12 protein-coding genes and 1 tRNA gene are annotated in these 16,989 nt (G+C 59.0%); 2 read left to right on the forward strand and 11 right to left on the reverse strand.

Annotation, left to right across the window (positions count from 1 at the left end; all coding sequences use genetic code 11):
* Positions 1 to 95: 95 nt before the first annotated feature.
* Positions 96 to 2,495: a DUF3772 domain-containing protein gene (locus RBB31_RS05930; protein ID WP_306128344.1), complete on the forward strand. Its 2,400-nt coding sequence runs from the start codon at positions 96 to 98 to the stop codon at positions 2,493 to 2,495.
* Between the two features lie 147 nt (positions 2,496 to 2,642).
* Positions 2,643 to 2,732 (forward strand) — tRNA-Ser (locus RBB31_RS05935).
* A gap of 351 nt (positions 2,733 to 3,083) precedes the next feature.
* Here the strand turns inward: RBB31_RS05935 and RBB31_RS05940 are convergent.
* The 11 genes from RBB31_RS05940 to RBB31_RS05990 all read right to left on the reverse strand — a co-directional run bounded on the left by RBB31_RS05940 (position 3,084) and on the right by RBB31_RS05990 (position 16,984).
* Entirely contained in the window at positions 3,084 to 4,778 is a 1,695-nt protein-coding gene (locus RBB31_RS05940) for a recombinase family protein (protein ID WP_306128345.1), read from the reverse strand.
* Positions 4,779 to 4,780: 2 nt separating this feature from the next.
* Positions 4,781 to 5,185: a DUF2924 domain-containing protein gene (locus RBB31_RS05945; RefSeq protein ID WP_306128346.1), complete on the reverse strand. Its 405-nt coding sequence runs from the start codon at positions 5,183 to 5,185 to the stop codon at positions 4,781 to 4,783.
* Complete coding sequence (locus RBB31_RS05950) at positions 5,182 to 5,427, reverse strand: DUF3489 domain-containing protein (RefSeq protein ID WP_306128347.1); 246 nt, start codon at positions 5,425 to 5,427, stop codon at positions 5,182 to 5,184. The genes RBB31_RS05945 and RBB31_RS05950 overlap by 4 nt, the downstream gene beginning before the upstream one ends.
* Before the next feature lie 123 nt (positions 5,428 to 5,550).
* Complete coding sequence (locus RBB31_RS05955) at positions 5,551 to 5,940, reverse strand: DUF5681 domain-containing protein (protein WP_306128348.1); 390 nt, start codon at positions 5,938 to 5,940, stop codon at positions 5,551 to 5,553.
* Complete coding sequence (locus tag RBB31_RS05960; protein WP_306128350.1) at positions 5,933 to 6,316, reverse strand: DUF5681 domain-containing protein; 384 nt, start codon at positions 6,314 to 6,316, stop codon at positions 5,933 to 5,935. Before RBB31_RS05960 ends, RBB31_RS05955 begins: the two co-directional genes overlap by 8 nt.
* A complete protein-coding gene (locus tag RBB31_RS05965) occupies positions 6,313 to 7,689 on the reverse strand; it encodes a site-specific DNA-methyltransferase (protein WP_306128351.1) in 1,377 nt (458 codons plus the stop codon). Before RBB31_RS05965 ends, RBB31_RS05960 begins: the two co-directional genes overlap by 4 nt.
* 364 nt (positions 7,690 to 8,053) lie before the next feature.
* Complete coding sequence (locus RBB31_RS05970; protein WP_306128352.1) at positions 8,054 to 8,977, reverse strand: hypothetical protein; 924 nt, start codon at positions 8,975 to 8,977, stop codon at positions 8,054 to 8,056.
* Complete coding sequence (locus RBB31_RS05975) at positions 8,977 to 10,863, reverse strand: AAA family ATPase (RefSeq protein ID WP_306128353.1); 1,887 nt, start codon at positions 10,861 to 10,863, stop codon at positions 8,977 to 8,979. The genes RBB31_RS05970 and RBB31_RS05975 overlap by 1 nt, the downstream gene beginning before the upstream one ends.
* 9 nt (positions 10,864 to 10,872) lie before the next feature.
* Complete coding sequence (locus RBB31_RS05980; RefSeq protein ID WP_306128354.1) at positions 10,873 to 12,036, reverse strand: restriction endonuclease subunit S; 1,164 nt, start codon at positions 12,034 to 12,036, stop codon at positions 10,873 to 10,875.
* Positions 12,033 to 13,559, reverse strand: coding sequence for a class I SAM-dependent DNA methyltransferase (locus RBB31_RS05985; protein ID WP_306128355.1), 1,527 nt, complete (start codon positions 13,557 to 13,559; stop codon positions 12,033 to 12,035). The genes RBB31_RS05980 and RBB31_RS05985 overlap by 4 nt, the downstream gene beginning before the upstream one ends.
* Positions 13,556 to 16,984, reverse strand: coding sequence for a DEAD/DEAH box helicase family protein (locus RBB31_RS05990; protein ID WP_306128356.1), 3,429 nt, complete (start codon positions 16,982 to 16,984; stop codon positions 13,556 to 13,558). Before RBB31_RS05990 ends, RBB31_RS05985 begins: the two co-directional genes overlap by 4 nt.
* Positions 16,985 to 16,989: the final 5 nt, after the last annotated feature.

The raw sequence follows: 16,989 nt of genomic DNA on the forward strand, positions 1-16,989 counted from the left end.
CCTCAATGCTGCGCTGCCTGACCTTGCTGGCCCTACTGCTGGCCGGGTACGGGGCACCGCTTGCGACCACCCTGATTTCGACCGCTTCACCGGCTGTGGCACAAACCAGTGTGTCGGACATTACCCCGGATTACGAGGCGTGGAACCGCGTGGCCGCACGGGCCGACGAGGCGATCGAGACCGGGCGAGCCTCGACAAACGCGCTGGAGATGCTGCGCGTCGAACTGGCGGACTGGCGGCAGCGTTTTCTGGACGCGCAGGATATCAACCGCAACGCGATCGAGACGGTTCAACGGCAGTTGGACGCGCTTGGACCCGCGCCGGAAGAGGGCGCGACAGAACCCGCCGACATCACGGCGGAGCGAAACCAGCTGGAAGAACGGATGGATCGACTGCGCGAGCCGGTGCGCAAGGCCGAACTGTCCTTCACCCGGGCCGACGGTCTGATCCAGGGCATCGACGCGATCATTCGCGCGCGTCAAACCAGGGAAATAATGGAGTTCGGCGCGTCACCGCTGAACCCGGTTCACTGGCCAGAAGGCGTCGCCGCGCTCGGTCGCACGTTTTCGACCCTGCGCTCGGAAGCCATAAGCGCATTGGACAACCCCGTTCAGCGTGACGAAACCATGAATAACATTCCCGCCCTGCTGGTGATGACGGTGATCGGTATCGTCTTGGTGGCGTGGGGCCGAAGGTGGACACACAAGTTAACGCGCAGGATCCTTGGTGACGAGCCTGGCGCCGCACGCTGGATCGTCGGCTTCGTCGTTTCCATGGGAACCCTGTTCCTGCCGCTGTTCGGTGTGTACTTCCTGATCGAGGCCGTTTCCAGTTCGGGCCTGGTCGGACTGCGCGGCAGCCGCATGCTGGACGTACTGGGCCCGCTCGTCTTTACTTTCCTTCTGGCGCGATGGCTGGCGTCACGGGTCTTCCCGGCGCAGGAGGCCCGCACACTGCCGCTGAACCTGTCGCCGGAAAGCCGCCGAAAGGGACGGTTCTATGGCATGCTTCTGGGGGCGTTCGCTTCGGGCAGCGTTTTTCTGCAGCAGGTCGGAGAGATTTCCCAATGGAGCCACTCTGCCTCGGTGGTGAACCAGTTCCCGCTCATGGTCGTGTGCAGCCTGCTTCTGCTGCGGATCTCGCGTCTTCTGCGCGAACATGTAAGGGCAGATGCGGCGATAGAGGGCGAGGAAACCTACCGCTCGCGCATGACGGGAATCCTTGCTTTCCTCATGGCGGCGCTGTCCATTGTCGTGCCGGTGCTGGGGGCGATCGGATATTTCCGGCTGGCCCAGGCGTTGCTTTACCCGTCGCTTGCCTCGATCGAGGTGCTGGCGATGCTGCTGGTGCTGCAGCGGGTGGTGGTCGAATTCTACGTCCTGGTGACCCGAAACCGCGCCGGCGCGACGGAATCGCTTGTTCCGATCCTGGTTGGCGTGGCCCTTGTCTTGCTGTCGCTGCCGATCTTCGCGCTGATTTGGGGGGCCCGCGTGGCGGACCTGACCGAGCTTTATGCTCGCGCCGCCGAAGGGTTCGTTATCGGCGAGACGCGCATATCGCCCACGATTTTCCTGACCCTGGCTTTCGTTTTCGTGCTTGGCTACACCGCGACGCGGCTGTTGCAGGGCGCGCTCAAGAACACGATCCTGCCAAAGACCAAGATCGACACGGGGGGCCGAAACGCCATCCTGTCGGGCGTGGGATATATCGGTATCTTCCTCGCGGCGGTGATTGCGATCACCAGCGCGGGTATCGACCTGACGGCCCTGGGCTATGTTGCAGGCGCGCTGTCGGTCGGAATCGGTTTCGGCCTGCAAAACGTGGTGTCGAACTTCGTCAGCGGTATCATCCTGCTGGTCGAACGACCCATTTCCGAAGGCGACTGGATCGAAGTTGGCGGCGTGCACGGCAACGTCAAGGACATCTCGGTCCGGTCGACCATCATCCAGACCTTTGACCGCTCCGACGTTATTGTCCCCAATGCAGATCTCGTGTCGGGGAGGGTCACGAACTATACCCGCGGGAATACCGTCGGGCGGCTGATCGTTCCGGTGGGCGTGGCCTATGGCACGGACACGAAGATGGTCGAGGGAATACTGCAAGAGATTGCCGAGGCGCATCCGCTTGTCCTGCTGAACCCGCCCCCGGCGGTGATCTTCCGAGGCTTCGGCGCCGATGCGCTGGATTTCGAGATTCGTGCGATCTTGCGCGACGTGAACTACGTGCTGTCTGTGCATTCCGAAATGAACCACGAGATTGCCAGCCGCTTTGTGGCCGCTGGAATAGAGATCCCATTTGCGCAGCGCGACATCTGGATCCGCAACGCCGAAGTGCTTGGCGGGGGCGGTGTCGAACCGGCGGAGGACAAGCTCAAGACAAATGACGTGCCTGAGTCTGCCGTGATGCACCCATCCGCGCCGCGTCAACGCGACGAGCCACCGGACATGGACGGCGATGCCGACGGAGACTCTGGTGGGGCGGGCGACGCGCGCTAACGGACCCAGTTCGATCAAGTTCACGCGCACGACAGTCTGCTTGGGTTCTCAGATGGGGAAGGGGCAGCCGACTTGCAAACGCCCACAGCCTGATCCTCAAGAAAGCTCTTGAACTGGCATGAGCGCAGGCGATAAAGAGGCCAGACCGGAGAGGTGGCCGAGTGGTCGAAGGCGCACGCCTGGAACGCGTGTAGGCGGGAAACCGTCTCCAGGGTTCGAATCCCTGTCTCTCCGCCACCCACCCCTATCTCTGTCAGCGCAGTCCTTCTTTCCCTGTTTTCTCCCGTTTTCCCGGGCGCTTGGGCTATGCCATCTGCCAGAGAGACGGCCGTAGTCCCGTGAGCTGGCGCGATTTCTGCGCAGTGTCTCCGTAGGCACCATCACGCGCTTCGGTTAGGGCCAAAATTCCCTGCTAACAGGGAATATACAGGGAAATTCTTCGAATTTGGGGCATTTTGGTGATTTTGCGCCCTAAATCGCCTCGTATTATCAGTGCGTTACACAAGATTTCCCTGCGCGAAATAACAGGGAACATTTTCGCGATTATCAGGGAATTTTTCCGCGGGAACAGGGAACGCCGTCTACGGATCAGGGATGTCGCGGGTTCTGCGCGAACCCGTACAACCTGACCTGCGCGTCCCAGTCCAGCGGCATGGGTTTGCGGATGATCCGTTCAAGCGTCAGGTCGGCAGGCTGGCGCCCATCGAGGATAGCGGCCTGGATGGCAGGCGCCAGGAACGCCAGCTGCGCCCGGGTGCGGATGTAGGATTCCGAATGCCGTGTTGCGGCGGCGATCTCGCCGAGGGGCTTGCCTCCCCGAAGATCGGCCACCCATGCATGGGCCTGCGAGAGGGCGCGCAGCAGAGTGCGATCGGGCTGTTGCGCGCGCTCCCCGACGACGATCTTGCCTTCCACGCCCCGACGCCGAAGGGCGAAGGGCGCCTCGATCGAGAGGGCTGACGGATTGATCGCGTTCGGATGGAGATCGAGTGCTTCGGCGAGCGCCTTGGCCTGCAGCCTCAGGACGATGCAGTTCTTCCCGATGCACCCCTCGGCCAGAAGACCAGCGAGCAGACCGGGCGTGCCTGCGGCAAGCTGACTGGAGAGGTAACGCACCCTGTCCCTGACGGCGTCGCCCTGCTGCAGGTCCGCCTCCGCGCAGATCCAGTGGTTGCGGGCGAAAGCGACGAGGTGGCTGGCAATTGTGTCCGCCAAGGCCGGCTCCAGCGCGGCTGCGGGCAGTCGCCATCCGCGGGGATCTGTCCCGCCGGAGATCAGCCGGTTCGAGACGTAATACCGGATCTGCCGTCCATGACGCCGGGTGTGGGTCGGGGTCAGTCTGTCGCCGGTGTCGTCGCGCAGCTTTCCCGTCAGTGGAGCGACGCGAGCCGCGCCGGGATGGTCCGCAGGACCCTTACGGCCCCGCGGGCGCGCGCTGGCGGCCTGGAGCTTCGTCTGGACCCGGTCCCACAGGGCCCCGTCCACGATCTGCGCATGGAGTCCATCCCAGACCTTGGCTTTGTGACGGATCTTGCCGATGTAGATCGGGTTGCGCAGCAACGCATAGATCTGGCCGCGCGAGAACAGATTGCCGCCCTGAACCCGCCCAGACTTGAAGCTGTGCCGCTTAGAGCGCAAGCCCAGATCATTGGCCCGGCGCATGACCGCGTTCAGGCAGCCGAGCTCGTCGTAGAGCGCGAAGATTGTCCGGACGATCTCTGCCTCATCCGCGTTGATGACGAGACCGCGGGTCTTCGGATCCGGATGCGGATCGTACCCAAGCGGAGGCACACCGCCCATCCAGAACCCCTTTTTCTTGGACGCCGCGATCTTGTCCCGGATCCGTTCGGCCGTAACCTCGCGCTCGAATTGGGCGAAGGACAAGAGCACGTTGAGAGTCAGCCGCCCCATCGACGAGGCGGTGTTGAAGGCTTGGGTGACTGAGACGAAGGAGCAGCCGGCGGCATCGAGGCGCTCGACCAGCTTGGCAAAGTCGGCGAGGGATCGGGTGAGACGGTCGATCTTGTAGACCACCACCATCTGAACGAGACCTGCCTCGATGTCGGCGAGAAGACGCTGCAGTGCTGGCCGGTCGAGCGTTCCGCCAGAGATGCCGCCATCGTCGTAGCGGGTCTTTCCTGCCACCCAGCCCTCATGCCGTTGGCTGGCGATGTAGGCGGCACAGGCCTCGACTTGTGCGTCCAGCGAACTGAAGTCCTGGTCGAGACCCTCGTCAGAGGATTTGCGCGTATAGATAGCGCAGCGGATCCGCGGTTTGTTCATGATCAGCGCGATCCCTTCAGGCCGAAGAAGCGCGGCCCGGACCACCGGGCCCCGGTGATGGCCCGGGCGATCGGCGACAGCGACGCATAACGCTGACCTTTCCAGACGAAGCCACCGTCAATGACATCGACCACGTGGGTCACGCCATTCCATTCCCGGATCAGGCGGCCGCCGGATTTCAGGACGCGGCTGGTCTTACCCCGGTCGTCGCGGGCCGCGGTCTGCAGCTTGCCGACAAAGCCTTTTGGCAATCCGCCAGATTCCCGGGCCTGCATCTCGAAGGCCAGGTACCGGCGCAGGAACGGACTGCTGAGGCGCTTCGGAATGGGTGTACCGAAGACCGCGTCCCAGGCAGCGCTCAGCGCCGCCCGGTCCATGGTCTCGATCTCGGCCAGGGAGGGCTTCATGTCGCGCTCTCCGGGCCGCTGGTGATGCGGTAGACCGCGCCGCCGCCGGTTTTGGCAGGGTCCGCGCGGTCGATCGTGTATCCGGCCTTCCTCAGACCGCTCAACGCCGCTCGGACTGAATGGGCTTGCCAGCCGGTGGCGGCTTGCAGGGCAGCAAGATCTGCACCGGCCTTGTGGCTCAGCAGTTTGCGCAGGATTGCGGACTTGGTCTCGCGCGGGGTTGTCGATTTGGATGTGGACATGTTTGCTCCTCGGTTCTCCGGGCCAGCGTTGTGCTGGCCCTGATACCGAGATGCGCCCGGGGTCCGACCGGGCTTGGGTACAGTGACGCTCCTGTCGCGCCTGAAGTCCAGTTCGGAAGTGCGCTATTTGCGCAACTCTGAATTCTTCGGAACTGGCACTCCCATACACTCCAGTCTGTCCAGGATATCCTGCCGTTTGTTCTTCCGGTCTTCCTCTTTTGCCTGAACAGCCGGACCGACATCCAACATGATGCGGATCGCTTCGAGCAGCGACGGTTTGTGCCCCTTGAGACCTTTTCGACAGAGTGCGAGATAGGCGGCTTCGATGGCTTCCAGCCTGATCGTACGTCCATCCGGCCCGCGGGCTTCCACGGGCTGGATGAGGATCTTTGCGGCATCCCTGACGATCTCGGACTGGTACCTGGGTCGCCCCTTGGGATTGCCCGACTGACCTTTCTGCCAGCGTGTCGATCTTGGTGGATTGGCGTAGCCGATCTTGTCGTCGTCACTCATGGGGAGGGTCCTTCCGAGCCGCTTTTTTCTCCATCCGCCGGATTCTGCGGAGAATCTGCCGTGTCTTATCTTCCGGCGAATAGGCATCGGGATCGGCGATACCGGCTTCAGCGATGATGCGCTGCTGCAGAGCGATGCCTTGTTTGTCGCCTTGCATCGCCAGATCGCGGAGCTTCCACATCAGCGCATCGCGGATCGGCATCGTCTGGTCGTCGTCCTTGACCCGGACCTTGTGGTTGAGCACGCGATTCAGAACGGTGTTCAGGTCGTCCCGTTTGCGGGGGCGACCGCGGGGATTGCCGGACTTGCCCTTCTTGAACCGCGTGTGCTGGGGCGGGTTCATGTAGCCGACACTGGGGGGTGCGTCGTTTGTCATTCGGCGGCCTCCACGGTCATGATGTCAGCCTCGGCTGCGCAGTCGAGCGCAACATCCGCGAAGGCTTGGTCGGTGCCCGCGAGCCGTGCCGGCTGGCCCGTCAGGGCCTCGAAGCGCCGGCAGATCACATCGCAGTAGAGCGGGTCGAGCTCGATCAGGCGGGCTACGCGGCCCGTGCGTTCGGCCGCGATCAGGGTAGTGCCTGACCCGCCGAAGCCATCGAGTATTATGTCGCTGCGCCGGGTTACGTCGCGGATGGCATCCGCCACCAGCGCGACCGGCTTGACGGTCGGATGCAGCGCCAGGTCTTCCTGGTTGCCGCCGAAGCTGTTGACGCCGGGATAGTCCCAGACATTCGTGCGATAGCGGCCGGTCTCGCCGAGGCCGAAGGTGTTCAGGTGCTTCGCGCTGCCGACCTTGTAGACGAAGATCAGCTCGTGACGCGAGCGGTAGAAGGTGCCCATGCCGCCATTGGTCTTGGCCCAGACCACCAGGTTCTTGAGCTCGGAATAGACCTCGTCACCCGCCGCGCTGAGTTCATCCATGTGGCGCCAGTCCATGCAGACGAAGTGGATTGCGCCATCAAGGCTGACCTCGGCCATGGCGGAAAGGGCGTCGCGCAGGAAGCCGGTGAAGCCGGCTTTATCCATCTCGCCCGCGGCCATGGCGAACTCGCGATGCTTCACCTTGCCGGAGCCGCAGACATGGCCGTCGATCTTCACGTTATAGGGCGGATCGGTGAAGACCGCGCGGGCGCGATCGTCGCCCATGAGGCATCGATAGGTATCTGGGTCCAGAGCATCGCCGCAGATTAGCCTGTTGCGCCCAAGCTGCCAGATGTCGCCGGGCCGTGTAATTGCAGGACCGGCGACCGGCTCGGGGACGACATCGGCAGGGTCCCGGTCGCCGGAATCGTCGTCATCCAGCAGCAGGTCGATCTCGGCCGTCTCGAACCCGGTGATCTCGAGATCGAAGTCGAGGTCCATCTCGGATAGCGCCTGAAGCTCGATCGCGAGGATCTCGCGGTCCCAGCCAGCCAGTTCGGCGAGGCGGTTATCGGCGATGACGTAGGCCCGCCGTTCGGCCTCGCTCAGATGCGCCAGTTCGATGACGGGCACTTCGGGCAAGCCGAGCTTGCGTGCGGCGGTGACGCGGCCGTGGCCGGCGACGATGCCGCCGGCGCCATCGATCAGAACCGGGTTCACGAAGTTGAACTGCCGGATCGACGTCGCGATCTGGTCGATCTGTTTGTCAGAGTGGGTGCGGGCATTCCCCGGATAGGGTTTGAGATCCTCCACCTTGCGGTATGTGATCTTCAGCCGAAGCTCTTCCGGCAGGGTTGGGCTCTTCGCCTCGGTCTTCGCATTCGGCACAATAAGTCCTCCTCATGCAGCACGCCCGCCGGACAGCCCGGAAGGCTCCTTCGAAACTTTCATGCGGTGCTGGACACCGCGGTCTCTCCGTTGATGCGTAAGCAGGACCCTCTGGGTCGCTCACGAGGGATCAGGGTTACCTGATCTGCGAACGACGCTGTCGCTGCCGTTCGACCCGTCGTTTGGATGCCAAATCTGGCTCCGAACCGTGGGTGAAAAAGAGATGGGGTTGTGATCGATCAAACGCAAGGAAAAAATCCCAAACATATAAATGGCTTATACAGAATCTTGCATGTTCACGTATCGTTCTGATTCTTCATGAGCCAAATACCCTCTGAATGGCCGGAAAAAGCGGGAGACCTGCTCATTGGTATGAAACCGATCCATCAGAATCGATGCAGATGACGGGTTCCACTAGATCGTAGACGTTCGCATCTCGTGAAATCGCCGCCAAGCGTCGAAGTACAAGTTGAAAGTCCATAAGCGCAAAATCTGTCGTTTCGTGATTTCCAAATGGCTCAAAGCCAGCCTCAACGCTGATGCCCCCCTTCTCAGTCAGCAGATACCTTGCATGGAAGTCTTGGCCATGGTCCTTCTCGCACCAACAAAAGAAAGTGATCTTCATTTCAGACGGTATGACATCTCTGAAAAGAGAAACTGCTTCGCGTGCTAGATCATCGTTTGAAAGGCCTTTAGCATTATTGCGATAATGGATCTCGCAGTCAGCACCCGGGTTCGTTTCGCCGACAATGCGAAAGACTTCGCGAAATAAGTTCTTTTGACGAGAGTTGAACGGGTCAAAATATGGGTCAACGAAAACAAGCTTAGACCCATGCTCGAGCAAACCCTGAAGCGCTTTGATTATCGACGGAATGTCTCTGGGAATGTCATCTCCGTGGGGTACCTTCAAAAGAGGTACATTCTCATCGACCATGTCCACCGAAAGCACTGATTTTTCGCCTTCAGCCAGATCACTTGCGATAATTGCATGGAAAGGCTTGCTTCTATGCTCCGAAAGAGCGTTGTCCAGCCAGGATCCGAGGGCGGGATCGTAATTCCGCCCTGAGCGAATGACTTTGTTTCTTTTGGCTTGGTTAAGGGCTTCCTCAACCATCTTCTTTTGCATCGGCGTCAGGGAATCCGCTGCTTGGTAAACCTCCCGAAACCAGCTCTTTGGAAATTGGGAGACCAGTCGGCCTTTGTCGAAGCCAAATTTTTCAATGAGATACCGAAAATTCTCCCAACTCGAGCCAATTGCCTGAGGCTCAACAGCATATTCATAGTGCATTAGAAGAGCTCCTCGGCGCGCTCTTCAAAAAAGCCTTTTGGCCAGTTGTCTACAAAATCTCCGCTGTCGCTAACTCGCAATCTGCGAAACACGGGTCCGCGCTCGGTGGCTTCGACATAGACGACTGAGATATCGCTGGACTCTAAACCCGGCACGCCAGGCGGCAACTCGTTGTCTCCCAGCTCGCGAACCCGTCTTAGAAGGCGCAACATTATGTGCTCGCTATGAGTTTCCACCAATAGTGTTCGCTCAGGCCCCGTAGAGGGCTTTTCGTTTCTTGTTGCAGTAATGAACAGATCGCCTAACCCCACTTGTATTGCGGGATGGATGTGAAGTTCAGGTTGTTCGATCGCTACAAGCCCGTCGGGTTCCATCAGGCAAGCAACAACCACTGGAACCATCTGAGAAATCCCGACGCCTACGTCGCTGGGCGCGACTGGGATGCCACGTATCGCATCCATCAGCCCGATTTCAGACTTGGTCGGAATTGCCTCGTAGAGCTCTTGGAGGTCACCGAGGTCATCTTCGTTGATCCCCCGCTTGAACAGCTGATGCAGGCCATCAGTCGTCGAGATTTGTTTGTAGTCCGATTTAACTAGCACATAGCCAGTGCGAAGCCGCTCGTCTGATGACATCCATTCGTTCACACTGTCCAGAAGCTCATTACCGGATTGCGTGTAGAGCACATCCCAAGCGGCGAGCCCCTGTGCCCACCTGGATTCGTCCGGCGAAAGGCGGGGGCGGTAGCCTCTGCTCGGGATCTCACGCAGCGGACCGATGTAGGTCACGGAGGCCAGGTAGTCTCGCACTATGCGCACAGGTCCTAGGATCAGCTCATCCATGATCGCGGCAAGGCCAGCAACTGTGTCGAGCTGCTGCTTGTAGTGTTTCAGAGCATCTTCATAGGCGTCGCTTTCGTCACGCGTCATGCGTGAGGAACGGCCAAATGTTCTGTCCACTATTTTATCGGCTGCGTCTCCACCCGCCATAAACGCGCGCATCGAAAGATCGCGATCCGGATCCACGAGGTCCGAGACGAGCGGCTTATCGATTTCTGGAAGCGCGCCAATCTCGGTTTCAATGCCAACTCGGACATCTGTATCCCACGCAGAGCCGTCAGCGGCGTCTTCAATCTCTTGCTCGCTCATTTCCTCCATAACCGAGCTCATTTCACGCGAGTGGTGCCATATGGCTTCTAGCAAATCGACTGAAAGGGCCCGTTCTTTGTGGAGCTCGCCATCCTCGCTCAGGACATTCAGGAAATCGAGTCTCTCGTCTTCTTCCGGATAGTCGTGGGGGAATCTAATCGGCTGCAGCAGAGCGTGTTCGAAGTTGAAATCTGTTGCCACGGCCCGACCGACTTGCGCCGACGACACTATTGAGCAGATGGCCTCCTCGTCCATTTCGACGTCAAGACGGGAAACAAAAGGGGCGTTGATCAGATCACTCCAGCGCACTTCGATCCCGATGCCAACCTCTTGGACAACCGCGTAGTCCTGCAACTCGGTATTCTCACCAACCAGATAGCGGATGCCGAGTTCGTTGAAGCGATCGTCACGAAGGCTAGCACCCGAATTTAGAGGGAGCCGCTCGTTGCCCTGGTCCTGGGTCATGTCGATCCGGACCTTGATGCGGATCGGGCGGGAGAGGTCGTGGTTGTGGACGAGGGTGGCAAAGCCGCCAAGGTCAGTTAGGCCGCCGGCGATGGTCTGATCGGGGTCGGGGTTATTGCGCTCGAGGATCTCGCGAAGGTAGTGCAGCGCCTGAAGGATCGTACTCTTGCCGGCGCTGTTAGGGCCAAAGAGCAGCGTGATCGGCGCGAGGTCGATGTTCTGCTTCGTGCCGATGCCTTTGAAATTCTCGATTTCGATGTGGCTTAGACGCATATCTCTACCCTACAGGCTTCCTGAGAAAGCGCGTTGGGATAGCGCCTCAAAGAGGGGAGCATCGACCCCGAGCTTCTTCACGATAGAGTTAGTTCGCTCAACAATCGAAGTGAATTTCGATACTATTTCTTCTGACGGCCGAGGCACTGGCAAGAGACGAACGTCCTTAAGGTTTATCCCGCGCTGAGCGACGCCTTTGATATTCTCTGTCATGAACCTTTGTGCGCCATCCGTCAGCATCAGTGCACGAACAAAGACTGGGTCTACGCCATCCAATAGTGGGATAACCGCCACCTCTCTAGAAACATTGAAGCCTGCGGCTTCAGCTGGACTGATAGCCACGCGTCCAACAGTCCCGCGAATGCTCAGGAGTAGCTCGCCTCCCTTCAAAACTGTTCGGCGGTATTTACTGGAGATTTCCTTGGAGGTTCGCACAAGATGCATGCCGTCAAATCTATCTGTCACAATATTGCTGATCCTAACGACAGGGACACCGTTAGGCGTCTCCGGTCCACGTTGAACGATTCCGTATGAAATGCCCCTGCTGGGATCGACAAGCTCGCCGAGCGGAGTGGTTGCGAATTCTGTTGTACCACTCGCCGGGTCGCCGAACATGTCTACGAACACCGACTTGAGAAACTCATCCGCCTGGTCGAGGGCCTGCTCGCGTTTGCGTCGGATGGCGTCGGCCTTGTCGAGAATCGCTGCGATCCGGCGTTGTTCGCCAATCGGTGGCAGAGGTATTTGAACCTCAGAGACCACCCTCTTTGAGACCTCTTTGAAGGTCGCGCCGGTCCCCAAGTCTTCAAGGCGTTGTCGGTTAGCGTTCAGCCACCAGAATAGGAAGTTTGCATCAAGTTCATTAGACGGCACAAAGCTCTTGAAGCCCTGGTTTGTGGCCATGGGTTTGGTGTTGATCGCAACGAGACCAATTGGTGCCCTTGAACTGAACAGAACCGAATTCGCAGGCAGAACCCTCGCGGCGCAAGACGAAAGGCCTTTCCGTGTGATCGTGCGTTCGGTGTGAGCGAGGTGTTTGCCCTTAAGTTTTGAAAGGTCAGTTGGCGTCGCCCATGCAACATCACCGCCCCAGTAGTCCGCTACTGAGGATTTTGGCGTTGCACCACTGACTATTTCGGCGACCTCGCCAATTGCCACTTGGTCCCAACTCACCTCAGCATCTCCTCAAGTTCGGAGAGGTCATGGGCAATCTCAGTATTCAGCGCCTTCATGCGCTCAAGAATTTCAGCAGGAGGGTCATAGGCCTCCTGCTCATAAAGCCGTTCTTTGTATTTGCTCAGCGACAGGTCATAATTCGACTGACGGATCTCTTCGGCCGGCACAAAGAACGCTTTCTGCGTTCGATCCGTATCCCTTTGCGGATCGCGTTTCTTCCAGGCCTCCAGGCAGTCGGGCAGGTCATTGGCTTCAATCGGGTCGCGTTTGTCGTCTAGCGAAAACCCGTCGGCCTCGACATCGTAGAAGAAAACGTCATCGGTTCGTCCCCCATTTCGGAATACAAGAATAGCGGTCGAGACGCCGGCATAGGGCTTAAATACTCCGCTCGGCAGTGAAATGACCGCTTCGAGTTGATTGTCATCGATCAGTAGGCGCCGTAGAGCAACATGCGCTGTCGATGAACTGAACAGCACGCCATCCGGCACAATTGTGGCCGAGCGCCCGGAGTTTTCCTTTAGCATCCGCAGTATCAGGACGAGGAAGAGCAGCTCCGTCTTCTTGGTCTTAACCTTTCGCAGCAGCCCGGGGTGCACATCTTCAAAATCGAGAGTTCCTTTAAAGGGTGGATTGGCAAGAATAACGTCGAATCCATTACTTGCGGCCTGCGGATACTTGTCGCTGAACCCGGTGCTGAGCGTATCCTGGTAGTGGATGTCCGGGTTATCCACGCCGTGGAGCATCAGGTTCATCGCCGCAATCCGGAGCATCGTCGCGTCGAAATCGAACCCGTGGAACATCTTGCTACGGATGTGCTCGCGGTGATCTTCCAAAAGGTCACCCGTGTAGATCTTCTCGGTCTTGCCAGTTTCGGGGTCGGTTTCCTCGATGATGCCTTCCTCGGAGGTGTGCTCCTTCATCAGGTACTGCATCGTCTCGACGAGGAAGCCTCCGGTCCCTGCCGACGGGTCGCCGACTGTCTCGTCCGGCTGTGGGTCGAGCAGTTCGACCATCAGCTTGATGATGTGGCGCGGGGTGCGGAACTGGCCGTTGATACCGGCTGTCGTCAGCTTGCTAAGCAGGTATTCGTAGAGGTCACCCTTCGTGTCTCCTTCGGTCAGCGGCAGCTTGTCGATCATGTTGACGGCTTTCACCAGAAGGCTGGGCTTCTGGATCATCAGCTGCGCGTCTTTCATGAACTCCGCAAAGGCGGATCCGCTGGTCGACGACTTGCGGAAGTGTGGGAAGACTTCGTCTCGTACGAGCGGAAGCATTTCCTCGGCACCGAGGTGCCGGAACTGCGACCAGCGTAGATGCTGTTCGTCATCATCAAACCGCCGCTTGAACGGTTTTTGCGTACGGCGCATGCGGTTTTCATCGCGGGTTTCGTTGATGTCGAGCAGGCGCGCGAACATCAGGAAAGTGACCTGCTCGATCACAGTCAGGGGATTGGTGATCCCACCTTGCCAGAATTCCGTCCAGAGCGCGTCGATGTCGCGTTTGAGCGCACCTGTAATCATTGGTCTTTCGTCCTTTCAGAGGCTTCTTGTTCGTCGCCGCTTGCCGTTGCAGGCGGCGCAAACTGGTCGACGATTTCCATGAGCTCGTCGACGTCTTTTTCATTTTCGAAAACCCCGTCGGGCCCGTCGGCATCGACGACAGTGAAGGGATCTTCATAGAGCTTGGCGCGGGTAATCGAACCGTAGCGCGCGATGTGGTTCTTGAGCAGACCGAGGAAGCGCGTCTGCTTGGCTTTCAAACTTGGATGCGTCCGCGCGAAATCTGCGAATTTTGCTTCAACTGCCTCGGGGTCGAGGCCGATAATCGAGCGGATCACGAAATCCAGAGGGGCCGCCGTCTCAGAGAAGAACTCCTCGAGGATCTCCCGGTTGACGCCAGGCGTCTGGGCCAGGATCAGCGAAACCAGTTTTTCGATGTCCCCTTCTGAAACAGCCTCACCGCGACTGATCTTCTGAAGCGTTGGATTCTCGTCGAAATGCTTGCGCAGCTCTTCTTCGACGACCTGGCGGTAGGCCTTCATGTTCACCGCATCGAGACTGACCTTTCGACGGGCCGTTTGAACTTCGGACGCCGTCTCAGTGACATCGATGATCTTGGGCGGCACGGCGGGGCCCGACGTGCGCTCCCGATATCGCATGATTTCCCGAAGTGGCTTTCTTACCTCCTCGAGCTTCTTGACGGTAAGATCGCTCCAGAATGCATCCGACTTCACAGTCTTGATGACCTCGGCCTTCTCGCGGACGGGGTTCAGATGCATCTGGAGTGCGCCGAGTCGCTCCAGCATGTCGATCTTCAGATCGCCAACCGTGTTTGATCGGTGCAGGACGGCAATCTGAATGCGGGCGATGAGCAGGTCGAGCGCATAGGCGTCACCATGTCCGCGAATGTTCCGCCACTGCATCAGCGGCGCGATCACCTGACGCAAGCCAACGACGGTCGCCGGCGCAAAGGCCATCAAGGTTTCAGGCGCCCCAAGCGACCGCTTTTCCCGCCATTTTTCGCGGACCGCGATCGTTTCCTCGTCAAGGTCGTTGATGTCCTTGCCGATCAACTCAATGACTGCTTCAAATGCCGGGATTTCGCTGTTCTTCAGGGCTAGCTCGGCCAGGTTGATCCGCTCCTCAAACACGAGCTGCATCAGCGACTTCGTCTGGGTGGGTTCAGCCGGCCGATAGCCCGTCTCGAAGCGTTCGAAGTTCCCCCAATGGTCAAAGATCCGGAACACGGTCTTCTGTTGCCCGGGCCCGAATAGGTCTTCGCAGAGCCGCGTGCCGCGCCCGATCATCTGCCAGAACTTCACGGGCGATTTGACGGGTTTCGCAAACACGAGGTTGAGGATCTCCGGGATGTCGATCCCGGTATCGAGCATGTCGACCGAGATCGCGATGGTGAGCTCGTCGTTCTTGCCGTCATCGTTGCCCTTGAAGTCATCGATCAGTTGCTCAGCACGTGGATCATAGTTATCGATGACCTGGCAGAAGCGCCCGCCGTATTGGGGGTACATCTCGTCAAAGAGCTGTCGCAGAAGCACGGCGTGCTGGTGGTTGCGGGCGAAGATAATGCTCTTTCCAGGGGTCTGCCCCGTGGCATCCCGCATCCCGTTCTCCATCAGGTTCCGCAGGATCGCCCGGTTGGTGTCCTTGTTATAGATCACGTTGTCGATCTGGTCGGCCGCGAAATCATATTGGGATGGGTCTTCGCCCTGATCTTCAAGCTCCTTGATCTGCTCGGCCGTCAGGGTGTCGAGCGAGATTCCCTCGCGCATGAACTGCGTCGTGTGCTCAAACACCTCAAACGGCGTCAGGAACCCGTCGCGGACAGCTTCCTCCAAGTCATAGTTCGCTGTTGGAAGCTGACCTTCGCACTGGAAAAGATCAAAGGTGCTGCGCGTGACGAAATCGACCGGTGTCGCGGTCAGCCCGATTTGAAGACTGTCGAAGTAAGTGAAGATGTCGCCATAGACATTGTAGATGCTTCGATGGGATTCATCGGCGATGATGAGATCGAAGTACCCCACATCGAATGACTGAAACACCTTCTTCATCGCTGGATATGTCGCGATGAAAATGCGTTCCTTTGCGGAGCTGTCGATCCGTCCACTGACCACCCTGATGGGCTCAGAGGCGAGGAAATCACCGAAGGCGTTCTTGGCTTGCTTTCTTAGCTCGCGCCGGTCGCACAGGAAGAGAACGCGTTTGACCCATCCCGCCCGGATAAGGAGCTCAGTCAGAGCAATCGCAACGCGGGTTTTCCCGGTGCCAGTGGCCTGCACGACAAGCGATTTGCGGTGGTTCGCGGTGAACCGCTCTGACACGCGCTTGATCGCTTCGATCTGGTAGAGGCGATTGACGATGTCCGAGCGCGGCTTGATCGTATCCAGTGCCTTCCGACTCTTTCGTTGGAACTTCACCAGATACTGAAGGCTGTCCTTGGAATAGTATCCGTAGACCTTCCGTGGCGGATAGCCGCCGGCGTCGTCCCACATCCAGATGTCGTAACCATTGGTGTAGAAGATCACCGGTCGCTGCCCGTGAACCTCCTCAAGACCGTCCGCGTAGAGTTTTGCCTGCTGCCGGCCTGTTCCAGGATCGACCGACGTCTTCTTCGCTTCAACGACTGCCAGCGGCGTGCCGTCATCATCCCAGAGCACATAGTCGGCATATCCGATGCCACTCGCAGTCGGCTGGGAGGGGACCTCGACCTCTTTGCCGACTTCACTTGTGCTGGCGTCGCCGCCCGCAACATTCCAACCGGCGGTCGCGATCAGGCTGTCGATAATGCGGGCCCGTGTGGTCGCTTCATCAAAATTCAGCAGGTTCGCAGATTCTGCGGCGGAAGAAGCCAGAGCTTCGATTTCGGCAGCTTTCTTTTCAGCGGCCGTAGCTGTTTGACGTGCTTCCTCGAGCTCCTGGAGAAGCTTCTCCATTTGAGCTTCCTGGCCCGCCAGCTTTTCAAGCAGCTCGCGCTTTTCGCGTTTCAGCTTGCCTTTCGTCTCGTCGACGACTGACTGCGGAATCTCGGCGAACTTGGGCAGCTCATCCGGCGTGCCCTTGCGTGCCTGAACGAAGACCCAACGCGAGAGGTCGAATGCCTCCTTGATCAGCCACAAGGCATTCTTCGTGCTCGCGGGGTCGCCATGCGCGGCCTTGTTTCCGTGGATGCGAAGCGCATGCAGTTTATCGAGCACCACCTTCGGTACGATGGCCGAAAAGGCCTCGTTGCGCAGAAGATCGATGAACGTCGCCTGGTCCGGCTTTGGAAGACGAAGGTCCCGATAGATGTCCTTTGTGAGGTTCTCGGCAAATAGTCTGAGCTTCACCAGTGCGCTTGCAGGGTCAGCATAGGCGTAGGCCTCAGCGAATGCGCCGAGTTCCGCCAGCTCCTGCCATTCCGGGCGCAGGAATTCGAAGTTGCGCGACTTCATGGTCG

The organism is Roseovarius sp. MMSF_3350 (genome assembly GCF_030733425.1).
Lineage (GTDB): Bacteria > Pseudomonadota > Alphaproteobacteria > Rhodobacterales > Rhodobacteraceae > Roseovarius.